The 15,630-nt window shown below is 57.6% G+C and carries 15 protein-coding genes and 1 pseudogene; 5 read left to right on the forward strand and 11 right to left on the reverse strand.

What is annotated here, in order from left to right; translation table 11 throughout:
- On the forward strand, window positions 1-1,164 hold the full coding sequence (locus BJI67_RS15705) for a replication protein RepA (protein WP_231940959.1): 1,164 nt from the start codon (window positions 1-3) through the stop codon (window positions 1,162-1,164).
- Window positions 1,165-1,583: 419 nt separating this feature from the next.
- On the opposite strand, the gene BJI67_RS15710 is transcribed toward BJI67_RS15705, so the two are convergent.
- Window positions 1,584-1,967 (reverse strand): hypothetical protein, encoded by a 384-nt coding sequence (locus tag BJI67_RS15710; protein WP_070074215.1) that lies wholly within the window; start codon window positions 1,965-1,967, stop codon window positions 1,584-1,586.
- Window positions 1,968-2,128: 161 nt separating this feature from the next.
- Between BJI67_RS15710 and BJI67_RS15715 the strand changes: the two genes are divergently transcribed.
- Window positions 2,129-2,395 carry a hypothetical protein gene (locus tag BJI67_RS15715; RefSeq protein ID WP_156782229.1) on the forward strand — a complete coding sequence of 89 codons (267 nt, stop codon included), beginning with the start codon at window positions 2,129-2,131 and terminating at the stop codon, window positions 2,393-2,395.
- Between the two features lie 140 nt (window positions 2,396-2,535).
- Here the strand turns inward: BJI67_RS15715 and BJI67_RS15720 are convergent, their stop codons facing one another.
- Window positions 2,536-3,918 carry a toprim domain-containing protein gene (locus BJI67_RS15720; RefSeq protein WP_070074217.1) on the reverse strand — a complete coding sequence of 461 codons (1,383 nt, stop codon included), beginning with the start codon at window positions 3,916-3,918 and terminating at the stop codon, window positions 2,536-2,538.
- 132 nt (window positions 3,919-4,050) lie between these two features.
- Here BJI67_RS15720 and BJI67_RS15725 point away from each other — a divergent pair, with 132 nt between their 5' ends.
- Together BJI67_RS15725 and BJI67_RS15730 are read left to right on the forward strand one after the other, a co-directional pair.
- On the forward strand, window positions 4,051-4,380 hold the full coding sequence (locus BJI67_RS15725) for a hypothetical protein (protein WP_070074218.1): 330 nt from the start codon (window positions 4,051-4,053) through the stop codon (window positions 4,378-4,380).
- A complete protein-coding gene (locus BJI67_RS15730; RefSeq protein WP_070074219.1) occupies window positions 4,377-4,565 on the forward strand; it encodes a hypothetical protein in 189 nt (62 codons plus the stop codon). The genes BJI67_RS15725 and BJI67_RS15730 overlap by 4 nt, the downstream gene beginning before the upstream one ends.
- Before the next feature lie 440 nt (window positions 4,566-5,005).
- Here BJI67_RS15730 and BJI67_RS15735 read toward each other — a convergent pair whose 3' ends face one another.
- Window positions 5,006-5,494 carry a hypothetical protein gene (locus BJI67_RS15735; RefSeq protein WP_156782230.1) on the reverse strand — a complete coding sequence of 163 codons (489 nt, stop codon included), beginning with the start codon at window positions 5,492-5,494 and terminating at the stop codon, window positions 5,006-5,008.
- A gap of 376 nt (window positions 5,495-5,870) precedes the next feature.
- Between BJI67_RS15735 and BJI67_RS15740 the strand changes: the two are divergent.
- A pseudogene (locus tag BJI67_RS15740) lies at window positions 5,871-6,957 on the forward strand (IS5 family transposase).
- Between the two features lie 196 nt (window positions 6,958-7,153).
- On the opposite strand, the gene BJI67_RS17610 reads toward BJI67_RS15740, so the two are convergent.
- From BJI67_RS17610 to BJI67_RS15765, 8 genes are all read right to left on the reverse strand, one after another.
- Complete coding sequence (locus BJI67_RS17610; protein WP_156782231.1) at window positions 7,154-7,618, reverse strand: hypothetical protein; 465 nt, start codon at window positions 7,616-7,618, stop codon at window positions 7,154-7,156.
- Window positions 7,619-7,942: 324 nt separating this feature from the next.
- Window positions 7,943-11,149, reverse strand: coding sequence for a type I restriction endonuclease subunit R (locus BJI67_RS15745; protein ID WP_070074221.1), 3,207 nt, complete (start codon window positions 11,147-11,149; stop codon window positions 7,943-7,945).
- Window positions 11,149-11,382, reverse strand: a complete 234-nt coding sequence (locus tag BJI67_RS15750) for a hypothetical protein (RefSeq protein WP_070074222.1) — start codon at window positions 11,380-11,382, stop codon at window positions 11,149-11,151. The genes BJI67_RS15745 and BJI67_RS15750 overlap by 1 nt, the downstream gene beginning before the upstream one ends.
- Window positions 11,379-11,516, reverse strand: a complete 138-nt coding sequence (locus BJI67_RS17615) for a hypothetical protein (protein WP_156782232.1) — start codon at window positions 11,514-11,516, stop codon at window positions 11,379-11,381. Before BJI67_RS17615 ends, BJI67_RS15750 begins: the two co-directional genes overlap by 4 nt.
- Window positions 11,513-12,496: a virulence protein RhuM/Fic/DOC family protein gene (gene rhuM, locus BJI67_RS15755; protein ID WP_070074223.1), complete on the reverse strand. Its 984-nt coding sequence runs from the start codon at window positions 12,494-12,496 to the stop codon at window positions 11,513-11,515. Before rhuM ends, BJI67_RS17615 begins: the two co-directional genes overlap by 4 nt.
- The gene (locus BJI67_RS18150) at window positions 12,489-12,617 is read right to left on the reverse strand and encodes a hypothetical protein (protein ID WP_269449634.1); all 129 of its coding nucleotides are present in this window, start codon (window positions 12,615-12,617) and stop codon (window positions 12,489-12,491) included. The genes rhuM and BJI67_RS18150 overlap by 8 nt, the downstream gene beginning before the upstream one ends.
- Complete coding sequence (locus tag BJI67_RS15760) at window positions 12,614-13,891, reverse strand: restriction endonuclease subunit S (RefSeq protein ID WP_070074224.1); 1,278 nt, start codon at window positions 13,889-13,891, stop codon at window positions 12,614-12,616. Before BJI67_RS15760 ends, BJI67_RS18150 begins: the two co-directional genes overlap by 4 nt.
- Window positions 13,881-15,455, reverse strand: a complete 1,575-nt coding sequence (locus BJI67_RS15765; protein ID WP_070074225.1) for a class I SAM-dependent DNA methyltransferase — start codon at window positions 15,453-15,455, stop codon at window positions 13,881-13,883. Before BJI67_RS15765 ends, BJI67_RS15760 begins: the two co-directional genes overlap by 11 nt.
- Window positions 15,456-15,630: the final 175 nt, after the last annotated feature.

Here is a 15,630-nt window from a genome sequence, read left to right on the forward strand (position 1 = left end):
ATGTTCGATGCCAGTGAGACTGCAGCGGCTGCGCCACATACAGACGATGCTTGGCGCGCAGACTTCATTCGGCGTGCAGTGGCTCGTGGTATGCCACGGGATGAGGCTGAGCAGACTGCTCGAAAGATGGTCAGAGGGAAAACGATTGACTTGCCGGAGCGAATGAGTGGTAGATCGATCGGCACAAGGGGACCGCAGGCCCCAAAGCTCATCCAGCCCACACAGACATCATTGTTTGATGAAAACGACTCCTTTGTCTCCGCAGGCGACCCGGGCTGTTTCTCGAAGAATGAGCTGAGTATCATCACTAAGCACCTGGAGATACACGAAACCCCCCCTACCTCGGAAGACATCGCGTTCCTGAGTACCGTCATGTGCCAGGTTGGCCTGCCACGATCAGAAGTGGTTGAGCGAGAATTTTTCCGGCGTTCTGGCGATGCCTGGCTTATGGTTCAGGCAGGTGCAATTGATGAGGGTGGCGGTCCAGTAATGCAGCCTCTGCCCTACGGTCCCATACCACGGTTGGCCATCGCCTGGTTATCGACTTACGCGCTACGAAATGACACTCGTGAAATCCCTGTCGGCCGGTCTGCCGCCGAATTCCTGCGCAACATCGGCAGCGATGACGGTGATACCCGTCGCCACCACATGCTGGCAAAACAATTGAAGTCATTGACGGCGTGCCGAATACAGATGGGTTTTAGAGGGATCACTCATAATCCCGCGCCGATGATCAGTTCGCTGGTTACCTTTACCAAGGGCAAGCGCGGGAAACAGAGGATTGTATGGCCGGGGGTGCTGTATATGTCCGAGGAATATTTCAAGACGCTTCAGAATGGCGCTACACCGTTAGATCGTCGCGCGATGTCAGCCCTGCGAGGCAGCTCGCTATGTCTTGATATCTACTGCTTTCTCGCAAATCGGCTGCACCGAATATCTGGCAAACCGATAGTGCTTCACTGGAAAACTTTGCACGAGCAATTCGGTCAGGAATATGGCGGAAGCTCTGGCATCAAAAATTTCAAGCGCAAGTTCAAAGTCGCAATTAAATCCGTTTTGGCTGTCTACCCGCAGGCAAAGGCAAAAATCATTGAAGGCGGTTTGCAGATTGGATCGTCTCCGCCACCTATCGCCTACCGTACGAAATCCATCAAGTCGAAGTAGGGTGCTGCGGTCGTTTCAATATGTGTAATCGGCACCCCCCGTGTCGCCGGGTTTGCGTCGACACCGATAGTTCTCTGCCCTACTTGATCATCCTCTTCGCCCCTCCGACATCGCTTTACGCCGCTTTCGGGTAATACGTGTAATCGGCACCCCCTGGGTTGCGAAAACGGTGGTTGTTCCTTGCTTGATCTGGCGGCAGCCCTGCGAATCATATGTGTAATTGGTAGCCCCCAGGGCATGTCTTCAGCGAGACCGCCGTTCTGCCAGGTCATGCTTGGTTGGGCCGGATGATACGTGTAATTGGTAGCCCCTCAACGACAGGACGCTGAGGTTGGTTGGCTTCATTCCTCGCGCGAGGTTGAGGCCGAAATGATATGTGTAATAGGTACCCCCCCCTATGTTGAGCGCATTCGCTGCGCTCAAGAATGCATGCGGTCTAGCTGCCCAGTCAGCAAGCCTGCCGGCACCAGCAGCACCGTGACGCTCTTGGCTGTCATCACATAGAACAGTGGGCCGTTGCAGGCCCACTCGGCCGCCCGATGTCGTATCGACACCACCGACGCGGGTGTATCGAGTTCAGGGTCATTCGTGTCAATGCCAAAGATGTGGAGGTTGTACCCGTCCGGCTCCAATCGAGCGATGGGACGTCTGAGTGAAATCTCCACGCGATAAATCACGTGGCCCTCGACATCGCGGACGATGGGGCTGCAGACAACCCCCTTGATTGGCGACATCACTTCGCCCAGTGGATGCTGAAGTGCAATTTCATAGGGGCAGTTCTCGGCTAACTCTATGGGGATCATGTTGCCTTGACCTCAGTGACCTTGCCGCGAGTATAGGGTGCACTTCGCCATGTGTCTTTACGGATCTCAGTTTTTCAGGTTGTGCCCGCACGTCTCACAAATCGTGTGTAGGTCATTTGCCTACGCCCGTGCGTCACGGTCATGACGATGTGGAGGCGTTTATGTCGAAGTCGAATCGCACCCAAAAAGAGCGTTTCTTGTTCCAGCTAGCCGTCATCCAGAAAGGGCTGGCCACCGCAGCCACCGTAGAGCGAATCCGAGATCTATTCGCTCAACGCTTCTGGCATTTGTCGGACGAAGCGGAAAGGGCGCTCGATCATGCATCATTGATGGGTGGCGAGCCGTACGATGCCCAAGTCATCTGGGCATCCGCTGTCGAGAGTGTTGGGCGACTGCGTCAAAATCAAGCTCGTCGACACGCTTCGTAATACTCAATAAGGCTCCCATATTTTTGGGAGCCTTTTTATCGGGCGTTGATTAGGCGTATACGGAAACTAACGAAGATCAGAATAATTCACAGGTTCAGTGATCCACTGCCATGGCGACATCCTCCTGTGATCGTTATTGGTTAGTGGTTGGTTGCAGGTACTGCTTGTCGCCTTGATTGAGCGGGATTCTGCGATCCCTTCGATGCTTGCCGTGGTTCGCGCACGGGCTTGTTCTTGGGAGCTTGTGGGTCGACACGTTGCCAGGCGTTGTCGTCGGTGTCTGGGTCTCGGTCCCAACGAGCTACGCACAGTCCACCTTCGAGATCGACTACCTCGATACACGTGTACTCCGGCGTGCCGTGACTACGGATCAGGCCGGGCACGTCATCACCCTGCAGACAGGAATGCCTGACCCGGTGCCCGTCATTCGCTTCGACCGTGATGCGGTAACGCACGGGAGTCGGGAGAAAGCGGAGGTGGCGCAGCACCGACAACAGCAGCTCGCGGGCCGTGCCGGAGGGTTTGCGATTCTGTTTGCGGCACCAGTCCCAGGCATCCTCGGTCTCGCGCAGACCGAGGCTCGTCGGTGGCAGCATGGCGAGGTGTTGACCTGGCACATTGGCAATCTGCCGATACAGCCATTCGGCTTTCTGGTCGCCGGGTTCATCGGGGTCCGGCCAGATCACGTGGTAGCGCGACTGTCTGGCGAGCAGTGCCTCAAAATCGTGAGCCTCTGGTCGTGAACCAATCAGGGACAAGGCAATGAGGTCGGGTGCGAGTTGGCGTAATGCGTCGGCGCTTTTCTCTCCTTCAACCCAGATCAGTGGCATCTGCTCGAACTGTGCGATCCGTTCGTACCCGTAGGGGTAGACGCGGAGGCCTCGCTCGATGTCGTCATACGACAACCCCGAACCCGTCCAGCGGACCTTGCCATGTTCCCTGCGCGGCGTGGCCTGTCGAAAGGTCTTATCCATCTCGCCGTCGTGGTTCACGAGATCGAAGCGATAGACGCGCAGCGCGGGTTCCCCTTCAGGCATCGCGTGATAGGTCCACGGACCGTAGCCACTGGGTTCGGCGCTGACAATGTCCTCATGCAGCCCCTTGAGCGCGTAAGGGTAACGGTCGGGTGGGGGCGGAGCCTTGAGAGACAACTCGGCAAATTCCTTGCGGGCGTCCTTCTTGTAGCGACTCGGGCCGCGTGCGGATTGTGGGGCTGGTCGAGGGGTCGGGCGGTAAGTGCCTTTGCGGAGCGCGAGCAGGGCCGGGTGGTTGTCAGGCCACAGGTGCGGGGTGAGGCTTTCCATCACCGTCACACGATCGCAGCCGGCGTAGCACTTGCACTGTGGCCAGCCGTCCTGATCGACCCAGAGCTGCAGCGAAGGGTTGTGGTCATCGTGTGCAGGGCATAGCCCCACCACCGATTCGCCATAGCGTGTGCGCTTGCGCGAAGCGTGGCGCACGCCGCCGTCACCCGACCACAGGCCGATCCAGTCGGTGTTGGGTGGTGGCGGATATTCGCTCACGTCTGAAAAGTACCTTATGAGGGTGATTGGTTGTGAATAGTATTATACCAATCGTCAGATTGAGGCCAGTCTTAAAGCCGCAATCATGCGGTAACGCGGGGTGGGCGCTTTCCCACATTTGGAGAAATCACGATGTCCACAATCAGGAAATCAGAGCTGTTTCTGGATATTCAGAACCCCGACGGTTCGCAGATGTCGGTACGCGAAGTCAATGCACATGCGCATCGACTGATGCGCGTTGTCAGGGCCAGTACCGCATTTGGGGACTTTATGCTGAGCGATATTCATTATCGCATCGAAGCAATCGGTCAGCAGTACAAGCTGACATATACAGAGCGGCGTTCGTCGTTTCTGTTGCGCTTTTTCTTTGCGCCTGGGCTGATCCTCTCGGGTCGGCGTCCATTTGGTTTTTTCACCCCGGACACACGTTCTTTGATGAAACAAATTGGAGGTCAGCCATGAGCGATGCGAGGTTCAAAGCGAGGAAAATGACCGCGAGCGGGCCACTGCAGGAAATGGAGTTTACCCGTCCTCGGTTGCCTAATCCGGTCACGCAACTAGCCGAAGCGACGACCTTTGCCAACGAGGGCGTCGATCCGCTATCTGGCGTCTGGATCGCCGTCGAGCCGTTGCCTGACGACGAGTAAATACATACAACCCGGTCACATTATTGTGGCCGGGTTTTTTAATTGGGTATTCGGAATTGAGTGTTGAACTCAGCAATGAAGATGGAGCTGCCTCTTGTTGAATGTCGGTCGCCGCAGAAGAATCGATGTTCGCATCAAGTTGTTGAAAAGTGATTGGCGCAACAGGCTCAGGTCCGTCGATTATCTTTTATTGTAGGGTATCCAAAATTAGTGGTTGAAGATGACAGGATCTTTCAACGTAAAGTGGTGCCGTATTTGGTTGAAGCGGCCAAGCTATGAAGGGGTGATTGAGTTATGGACGGCTGCTTTTCATTTGGATGAGTGCGTACTTTCGACCCGAAGCCGTCTGTTGTCTTCGCCAGGCCATGATGGCCGGTATCTGAACTAAAGCAGGCGACAATTGATAAGAAGTGTGTATAGGATTGATGACGACTTAGTCATCAGCCTTCGCAATACTTCCATATGAACTCCCCTGAAAAGTCCATGAACCAGATGAATATCTGATGTACGCGATCGGACATGTGATCAGCCTCTACACGGAGATTCTTGTTACGGGGTATATTCCAAATTTGACGTACGACGATACTATCTATGATGTCGTCAGCAACTTTGAAATACCAAAGATGAGCGGTGCTGCCTCTTGTTATCGATGAATACCTTGCGTCGGGACGACCTGCTCTGTCAGCAAGTGCCATTTTAATCATCTTGCCGCTTTCATCATAGTGAAATGCCAGATTGTGACGAACGCGACCGATTATCTGCTCAAACTCCTTGGATTTCGGTGCATTCGGTAGGAATTGGACTAATTCCCAGAAGGATTGTTGCGTTCTATCGTCACAACGCGTAATGAGCGTCGAGAGTTGTGGGTCGTTCTTGATTTCTTCGATGACTTTAAATCCTTCTTTAAGGTGGGCAAGCTGTATTCTCAAGAAATACATCCCGGCACCAATCTTTCGCGCGGTTAACCAACTCGGCCGCTCCTTCTTCCATTCTCCCAGGGACTGATTCGAAAGCGACAGGTCGTTGCAGACCATCATCAGTTTGATGACGGAGATTGCACCGGGGCCCCTACCCTGAAATCGTTCAAGGTTTAATGACCGCGTGCTTGTCCTATTCACGTTAATGTGGCCCCATCGTAATAATTAACAGGTAATATAAGTAGAATAAATCTGTCGCGTGAGAAACCGAAGGGTGTTTGACTCGCTTATTAGGGGTATATTTTCAGATTAGTACATTAACAGGCTGTTGAAAAACTCCCCAGATTGTCGAAGATGGGGTCTCGGATAAATAAGGACGATAGCGAAGATGCGAGGAGCTGATATTCAGCAGGATGGGCTGTTCAGCACGGTGAGTCCGGAGCAACGAGTGCCGAAGGATCACCCACTTCGGCCGATCCGGCAGATGGCCGACGAGGCGCTTGCGGCATTGGATGGCGACTTCGATGCGCTTTACGCAGGACTGGGGCGCGACTCGATCCCACCGGAGAAGCTGCTGCGGGCCCAGCTGCTGATGGCGCTGTACTCGATTCGAAGCGAACGCCAGCTGATGGAGCAGCTCGACTACAACCTGCTGTTTCGTTGGTTCGTGGGTTTTTCGATGGATGACAAGGTCTGGCACCACTCGACGTTCACCAAGAACCGCGATCGGTTGCTTGAGGGCGAAGTGGCGCACCGCTTTTTTGCCCAGGTGCTCGAGCAGGCCCGGGGTGCGGATCTGTTGTCCAGGGAGCATTTCAGCGTCGACGGCACCCTGATCGAGGCCCTGGCTTCGCTCAAGAGCTATCGGCCGAAGGATGAAGACGAACCGCCGACGCAGGGCAGCGGCCGCAACCCCTCGGTGGACTTCCGCGGTGAGCGCCGCACGCGCGACACCCATGCCTCGAAGACCGACCCGCAGGCCTTTCTCTTTCGCAAGAGCCAAGGCACGACCGCCAAGCTCAGCTACATGGGCCATCTGCTGATGGAGAACCGCCACGGCCTGGTGGTCGATGCGCGGGTCAGTCAGGCGACGGGCCGGGCCGAACGGGAGGTGGGTGCCGAGATGGTCGAAGCGCTCACAGGCACGCATCGGGTGACCGTGGGCGCGGACAAGAACTACGACACACGGGGCTTCGTGCGGCGGCTTCGCGAGGCGAACGCCACGCCACACGTTGCGCAGAACGACACCCGGCGTGCCTCGGCGATCGATGGACGTACCACGGCACGTCCTGGCTACCGCAGCAGCCAGACGATCCGCAAGCGGATCGAGGAATGCTTTGGGTGGGCGAAGACGATCGGTGGGCTGCGCAAGAGCCGGTTTGTAGGTCCCGAGAAGCTCGACTTTCAGTTCGTGCTGACGATGGCCGCCTACAACCTGGGTTCGGATGCGCAATCTGGGGGTGGCGGCATGTTGAAGGCTGTCATTCGAGGGATTACTGCGTCCGAAACACCGATTTCCAGAACCATTGACCCAACAATTGGCGTAATTCATCCGTATCGGCATTTGCAGACGATCTTTCGCGCCCAAAATGCCGAGAAATCGCGGCCAATTTCAACAGCCTGTTAAGAAAAGATCTTCCCTCAATTATTCCATGTTAGGTAGAGCTCTATTTATGGAGTTATGCCTTGCCATTTTCGAACAAGATCACAAGACTGCCTTATATCAGACCTTAGCTGCTGGGCATCAATGACCATCGCAGCATCTTGGATGCTGCCCATAATCTGGCTGATGTATTGATCGGTCATTTTACATCTATAACCAAACAACAATTTTTCTCCCGACAGTTGGTAATAAACCAATCGTTTGTCTTTTGGATTCCCCATGCTGGTATATAGACTGGCAAGCGTGCCCAGAAAATTAAGGTGAGTAGTTATGCTTTCTGCTGCTGATGATAGGCCATCTTGAATAGATGGAACTATGTCAGGCCCTTGTAGGCTATAAATATCATGATCATCGACTCGCAATTTTTTTACGATCTTGGAAAGAGGGGCATCTTCATATTTGAATGTGCTTGCATGAACTGATGGCACGATGATCACTAGTGAAATCAGCAAAGGAATATTTCTTATAGACATATAGGAAATCCTCTTTGAGAAGGGTGGGTTCAATTGCAGTCAGTTTCTCATATTGAATCGCCACCTCTTATATAGGCACAGGTGATCCACATTCTGTTTCATAGCGAGACAGGCGACAATCGGAAGCAGTCAATCAAATGTCCAAGGAGTAGATGCTGTGACCGACTCCTTCTGGCCGAAAGCACCAGTTCAGACAAGCATCCACATAACGGACACTACCAGAATCAGCTATCTCCATCACAGACGTAGTCAACCACATAGTTAGAGATAGGGCCCGGTGATGACAGTTGGTATTTCAACCAGTATTTTATGCGGAGACCACCGTCAGTGGGCATACCCTGGCTGCCACAGCGCAGAAAGAACTTCGGCCTGCTGTAATACCGTCTGCACCGCAGCATCCTGCAGATCCGGTGGGTAACCGTACTTACGTAGGATTCGCTTCACCAGCACCCTGAGCCGGGCCCTGGCAGATTCTCGGTGTGCCCAGTCCACAGCCACGTTTTCGCGCAGGCTCACAAGCAGTTCGTGGGCAATCACTCGTAACTTGTCGTCGCCCATCACCTGTAGCGCAGACTCGTTTTCCGCCAGCGCGTCGTAGAAGGCTATTTCTTCGTCGGACAGGCCTTGCTCCTCACCACGACTCCGCGCGGCACGGATATCCTGGGCAAGCTTAATCAGTTCCTGCAACACCTCGGCGGTGGTGATGGCATTGGCGTGATAGCGGGCGATAGCATCTTCTAATCGTTCGGTAAATCCGCGGGTTTCGACTACGTTGGAGTGTGAACGCGATCGAATGCTGTCGTTGAGCAGCTTGCGCAGCGCTTCCAGCCCTAGGTTCTTCTTCTCCATCTGCTGCACTTCGAACAGGAACTCGTCCGACAGGATTGAAATATCCGGGGTCTGGATACCGGCTGCGGCGAGGATGTCGACAATCTCGGTCGATATCACAGCGCGGCTGACGATCTGCTGAATGGCCAGCTCGCGATCCTGTCGTGTCGTACCCGCCGTATTACCGGTTTTGATCAAAGCCGCCCAGATCGCCTGGAAGAAACCCACTTCCTCGCGGATGCCGCGCGCTTCATCCGAACTCGCGGCTAGCGCAAAAGCTTTCGATAGCGCCAACACGCCGTCGGCAAAACGCCGCTGTGCCTGCTTCTTGGCTTCTGGCGTTTTCTCTGCTGCGGCCCACTGTTGCTGCTTGTCGAGTATCCATTCTATGGCGCCAGCCATCATCGCTAGCCGCTCGGTCGGGGTGCCGCCAAGGCCGGAACGGTAGTCGAAGCCATGGAACATATCGCGCACGATCTCGTACTTCTCCAACAGCACGGCAATGGCTTCGGCCTCGTCGATGCCTGTCTTGTCCTGGTCGGGCTTGGAGTATTGGGCAAGCGCCGATTTCAGGTTTTGCGCGATGCCGATGTAGTCCACGATCAATCCCGCCGGCTTATCGCGGAACACGCGATTGACGCGGGCGATGGCTTGCATCAGGCCGTGGCCACGCATCGGTTTGTCGATGTACATCGTGTGCATACTGGGCGCATCGAAACCGGTCAGCCACATATCGCGTACGATCACCAACCGCAGCGGGTCATGTGGGTCTCGGGCGCGCTTCGCCAACAGATCGCGCCGCGTCTTGTTGCCGATGTGCTGCTGCCATTCAGGCGGGTCGGAAGCCGCACCCGTCATCACTATCTTGATTTGCCCGGCATGGTCGTCCTGGCTATGCCAGTCAGGGCGCAGCTTGATGATTTCGTCATAGAGCGCCACACAGATACGTCGGCTCATGCATACCACCATCGCCTTGCCATCGAGCGCCGCAACACGGTCTTCGAAGTGCTGTACCAGGTCGGCCGCTACCCGCGCCAAGCGTTTGTCGCTGCCCACCAACGCTTCCACTGTGGACCATTTTTGCTTGGTGCGCTCGGCGCTGGGTTCGTCCTCGTCCTCCAGCAGCGCCTCGATCTCGGCGTCGATACGCGGCTTCTCGTCCTCGTCCAGTTCGATGCGCGCCAGCCGTGATTCGTAATAGATCGGCACGGTGGCGCCGTCTTCGACCGCCCGACTGATGTCGTAGATATCGATGTAGTGGCCGAATACGGCGGGCGTATTGACATCATCCTTTTCGATCGGCGTGCCGGTGAAGCCGATGAACGAGGCATTGGGCAAGGCATCGCGCAGGTATTTGGCGAAGCCGTAGGCAATTTCGCCGGTCTTGCCCGCCACCTTGGCCTTGAAGCCGTACTGGCTGCGGTGCGCCTCGTCGGCGATGACCACGACGTTGGAGCGATCGGTCAGTGTCGGAAATTCGGTTTCCCCCGGCTGCGGTGCAAACTTCTGCAGCGTGGTGAAAATCACGCCGCCGGATGCACGGTGGAGCAAGCTACGCAGGTGCTCCCGGTCTTCGGCTTGCACTGGCGTTTGCCGAATCAGGTCCTTGCACATCGAGAAGGTAGCGAACAGCTGGTCGTCCAAATCGTTGCGGTCAGTAAGCACCACTAGCGTTGGGTTGGTCATGCGTGGGTCGAATACCAGGAGGCCCGCGTAGAAGGCCATCAGCAGGCTTTTGCCGGAACCCTGGGTGTGCCAGATCACCCCGGCCTTGTGGTCGCCGGGCGGTTGGTCCTTGACGCTGGGCAGTCCGTAGACGGCTGGGTCCTCGGCCACCGTACGCTGGCTCGCCCGTAGCGTGGAAATCACGGCCTTCTTCACGGCGTGGAACTGGTGGTAACCGGCGATGATCTTGATTAGCCCGCCGCCGGTCTCGCCGAACACGGTGAAGTGGCGCAACAGATCGAGGAAGCGCCCCTGCTCGAATACGCCCTCGATCAGCGTGGCCATTTCCGGCATCCCCTTGGGCTCGATCCGGGTGCCGTCGGTGGTGCGCCAGGGCATGAAACGCTCCTGATCCGCCGATAGGGAGCCCGCCCGTGCCGACAGGCCATCGGAGGTCACCAGCAGCGCATTGCTGCGAAACAGCGCCGGAATCTGCTGTTTGTAGGTCTGGAGTTGATTGAAGGCGCCGGCCAGCGTCGCGTTCTCGCCGCCGGGGGCTTTGAGTTCGATCACCGCCAGCGGCAGGCCGTTGACGAACACCACCACATCGGGCCGGCGCTTCACCTGCCCGGCGATCACCGTGAGCTGCTGCACCGCCAGCCAGTCGTTGTTGGTCGGTTGCTCAAAGTCGATCAGCCGCACCTTGCCTGCCGTCAGCGTGCCGTCCTCGGCGTAGTACTCCACATCCGCGCCTTCGGTGAGCAGCCGGTGGATGCGGCGGTTCTCCTCCAGCAGGTTGGGCAGTTCCGACTGCGTCAGGCGGCGAACGGCGTCGTCCTGCGCCTCAGCGGGCAGCGCCGGGTTCAGCCGCGCCACGGCGGCGGTGAGTCGGCCTTTGAGCACCACCTCATCGTAGGCCTCCCGCTCCGGCTGCTTGCCGTCCGGACCGATGATCTCGTCCGAGGCGCAGGCGAAGCCCAGCCCGGCCAGTTGTTCGAGCAGCGCATTTTCCAGTTGGGCTTCGGAGAGAAAGGCCATCACACCCCCTCCCACGACGTGGGGGCGCGATTCATCGTACCCGGAATCGCATGCGGATTTTCGGGCGTTTGGGGCGCAATGAATTGCGCCCCTACGGGTTGAATGCAGACGATTCCGTGAAAACGATTGGGCATCATCACACACGCATCCAGGGTCACACCGTTGAATCGTTCCGGCAACGTCATCCATTGCTCGTGCAGGCAGCGTCCGGCCTCGGTCAGCCGTATTTTCATCGTCCGCAACCTGCCCCAAATAAACACGCCCGGTCCTGCGTGCAGATCGTCACGAAATACGCCCCGGCCTGGGCATAGTCGTAATCCTTCAGGCGCAGGCTGCGGCGATGGTGGTGATCGGGGCTGAAGGTCATGCGCCAACCTCTTTCAACAACACAAAATGCTCCGCCAGCTTCACCATCAGTTCTTTCTGAGCGGGCTTGCTTTCGGCCACCAGCAGCGCCAGCGCCACCAGAGTGTTGTCGTTGATCAGCCGCTCCACGGGCCGCGCCAGCAGGTGCTGGTTCAGGCGCAGGTACCACAGGAACAGAAAAGACCCGGTGCGCTTGTTGCCATCGGCGAAGGGGTGGTTCTTGATCACCAGATACAGCAGATGCGCCGCCCGGCTGGCGACGTTGGGGTAAAACAGCTCGTCGCCAAAGCCCTGCTCGATGGTGGCCAGGGCGGATGCCAGCCCGTCGCCGCGCACCTGGCCGAACAGCTCGGTGGCCTCGCCTTTGGCGATCAGCTCGGCCTTGAGCCGGGCAATGGCGGACAGCACGGTATCCAGTTCCAGCGCCTGCATGCCCTGCTGCTTGCCGGTCTGCCCGGTCAGGCTCTGCTCGTCGTAACCCTGCAACAGGCTCCAACTGCGGGCGTAGTCGGCAATTACGCCCAGCACCGCTTCGCCTTCGGCGCTGACCAGTTGCTGGTTGGCCAGCGTGCGCGAAAGCAAGTCCAGCGCCTGCTCGAACTCGATGCCGCGCTCGCGCAGGCGTTGTTGGTTGAGGGTGTAGCCCTCGACCAGGTGCTGGCGCAGCACGCCGGTGGCCCATTGGCGGAAGCGGGTGGCGCGGGTCGAGTTGACCCGGTAGCCGACGGAGATAATGGCGTCGAGGTTGTAATACTCAACCTGATAGGTTTTGCCATCGGCGGCAGTTGTTGCATTTTTTGCAACAACTGCGCTTCGCTCCAACTCCTTGGTATCAAGGATGTTTTTCAGGTGGCGGGAGATCACCGACTTGTCGCGCTCGAACAACTCGGCCAACTGCTGAAGGCTCAACCAGACCGTTTCGCCCTCCAGCCGCACCTGTACCGGCTGGTCGCCGTACTCGAAAATCACGATCTTATTCATGGGTTCCCTCCCCGGGTGTTGTGGCGCCTGAACGCCACCGCCCCGCCAGCGCGAGCGTATCCAGCGCGGCGCGCTCACGCACCCAGCTCAGCAGCTCGGGGTTGACGGGGAGGCGGGTCATGCCACGCGCTCCAGGAATTTCTCGGCATCCTTGATGCGCAGTTCGCCGGAGATCAGCTTGGGCAGCAGGGTGTCGCGGAGTTGGGAGAGGGTGCGGGATTCATGGATGCCGCCAATAATCTGCCCCACCCATGGCCGAACAATTTTATTAAACGTCCTAGCCAGCGCTTCTGGCGGCAACACCAAGCTGTAACGAGCCATCTCATTCCAACTCGTCCGTGGCATCTTCGTTCCAGTCGATCCCGCATTTGTGTACTCGACAAACTCATCGCTTGAAATATGGCAGAGCACAAGACCGAACCATCTTTCCTTCTTGGCGGTGACTACGACAATATCAGTGGAGCAAACACCACTAATTGGCGCGATGCCGACCTTATGGAAATAGGGGCGTAGCTTCCCGAACAGGATCTCACCTTCTCTAAACTCGAACTTGTTGCTTCCCAGTGAGTCCGCTCGATCCCAATCACTCAGAGCAATGCATCGCTTAGGCATATGTTCAAGTGCAATGTAAGGTGTATCTGGCTCAATATTATCGGGCTGGATGCTTCGGCGTGGATGCTCTGCCACATCGCCAAGCGTTCCCAACTCCCACCCCTCCGGCTTCCCCTCATCATCCAGCCGCTCGGGAAATAGCGCCCAGATGTCGCGGGGCAGGTACGGCTCGCGCCCTTCCATCTTGGCGCGGACGGGGCCGAAGTCGACGAACCAGTCCTTGAACAGGGCGCGGGCCATGGCCTCCAGGGTCTGGTTGCGGCGGCGGTTGAGTTCGATCTTGTCGTCCAGCGTGCCGAGGATGTGGGCGATGGAACGCATATCATCAGTGCTGTTTGGAACCGGAATCGGAATCTTCCGTAAGGCACCCAACGGGATGTACTGCTGGGTTGTTCCGCGCGCTTGCTCGCGAATCAACTGCTGCGCTTGAGGTGTACGCAGGAAGTAGTAAAGCCACTTTCCATCAATCTCTCCCTTGCACTTGAAGAGACCGATGTTCTTGATGGCGAAGTCCGGATCATCTCTTATTAGGCAAGTTTCACCAACCGTGCCGATCATGGAAATTAGCACGTCCCAACGATCAACCTTGCTACGCTTGTTGATCGCGTCGAAGTCTTCTTGCGAGATCAAATAGGCATTGCTTAGGTCAAGCCGTCCCCCGGTGATATGCCGCGAAGTCACTAGGGAACGCCCATGATCGACCGACTTCGGAGAGTCATGTGTTCCGTCGCGAACTGAGGCACAGAAATCCTCCGCCGCCAATGATTGCCAGTCACCCGCCATACCCTAGCTCCCTCAGGTTGGCCTCGATCGCCGCATCCAGCCGCGCCGCCTCCGCTTGCTGCTCGCGCCACTGCGCGCTGAGCCTCCGCATTTTGTCCTCGAAGGGTTCGCCATCGTCCTCCTGCTCGGCCGCACCGACATAGCGGCCGGGGGTAAGCACATGGCCATGCTTGCGTATTTCTTCGAGGCTGGCGCTCTTACAAAAGCCGGGGATGTCCGCGTACTTGCCGACACCCTTCTCGCCCCGCCAGGCATGGTAGGTATCGGCGATCTTCTGGATGTCGGCATCGCTGAGTTCGCGCCGGGTGCGGTCCACCAACGTGCCCATGTTGCGGGCATCGATGAACAACACTTCGCCGCGTCGGTCGCGTAGTGTCTCCTTGCCGCGCTTGCCGTTGGATTTGTCGCGGGCGAGGAACCACAGGCAGGCGGGGATTTGAGTGGAGTAGAACAACTGACCCGGCAGGGCCACCATGCAATCCACGGCGTCGGCTTCGACCATGGCTTTGCGGATGTCGCCTTCGCCGCTCTGGTTGGAACTCATGGAGCCGTTGGCCAGCACGACGCCGGCGGTGCCGTAGGGGGCGAGGTGCCAGTGGATGTGCTGCAGCCAGGCATAGTTGGCGTTGCCCACGGGCGGCACGCCGAACTGCCAGCGCGCGTCTTCGCGCAGGCGGTCGCCGCCCCAGTCGGAGATGTTGAACGGCGGATTGGCGAGGATATGGTCGAAGCGCAGGTCGCGCAGCTCGTCCTTGTGGAAGCTGCCCTCGTTGTTCCAGCGGATATCCGAGTCAATGCCACGCACGGCAAGGTTCATCTTGGCCAGGCGCCAGGTGGTGTAGTTGCTCTCCTGGCCGTAGATGGCGATGTCGCCGATGCGCCCGCCGTGTTCCAGCACGAACTTCTCGCTCTGCACGAACATGCCGCCTGAGCCGCAGCAGGGGTCGTAGACGCGGCCGGAGTAGGGTTCGAGCATTTGGACCAGCACCTGCACCACCGAGCACGGGGTGTAGAACTCGCCGCCGCGCTTGCCCTCGGCGCCGGCGAACTGGCTCAAGAAATATTCGTAGACGCGGCCGAGTACATCCCTGGACCGACTTGATCCATTGGGGCTGCCTTCGTTCATGGCGATACCGGAGATCAGGTCGATCAGTTCGCCCAGCATCACCTTGTTCAGTGCCGGTCTGGCGTAGTCCTTGGGCAGCACGCCCTTGAGCGATTCGTTGTCCTTCTCGATGGCGCGCATGGCGTCGTCGATGAGCTGGCCGATTTCGGGGCGCTTGGCGTTGGCCTTCAGATGCGACCAGCGCGCATCCTTCGGCACCCAGAAGATGTTGTCGGCCAGGTATTCGTCCTTGTCCTCTGCGGCTTGCTCATCTTCGCTCAACAGCTCGGCATGACGGGCCTCGAAAGCGTCGGAGATGTACTTGAGGAAGATCAGCCCCAGGGCGACGTGTTTGTAGTCGCTGGGCTCCATGTTGCCGCGAAGCTTGTCGGCGGCCTTGAACAGTTCGGCTTCGAACCCAAGGTTGCCGCCGTTGTTCTTGTCCTTGCCATTGGCCATCTGTGATTCCTGTTGTTCATAGGCGGTGAGAATCGGTTTGCCGGCGGGCGGGTCAGTCCAGCACCCCCAGAAATTCCGTGGCCAGCGCCTCCGGACGCACGGCGCGAGTATCCGGGCTGCGGTGCAGCTTGACCAGACCGTAACCCTCCAGATTGCGCAGCGTGCACGATAGGTT

Origin of the sequence: Acidihalobacter aeolianus (assembly GCF_001753165.1) — a bacterium.
In the GTDB taxonomy this organism is placed as follows: domain Bacteria; phylum Pseudomonadota; class Gammaproteobacteria; order DSM-5130; family Acidihalobacteraceae; genus Acidihalobacter; species Acidihalobacter aeolianus.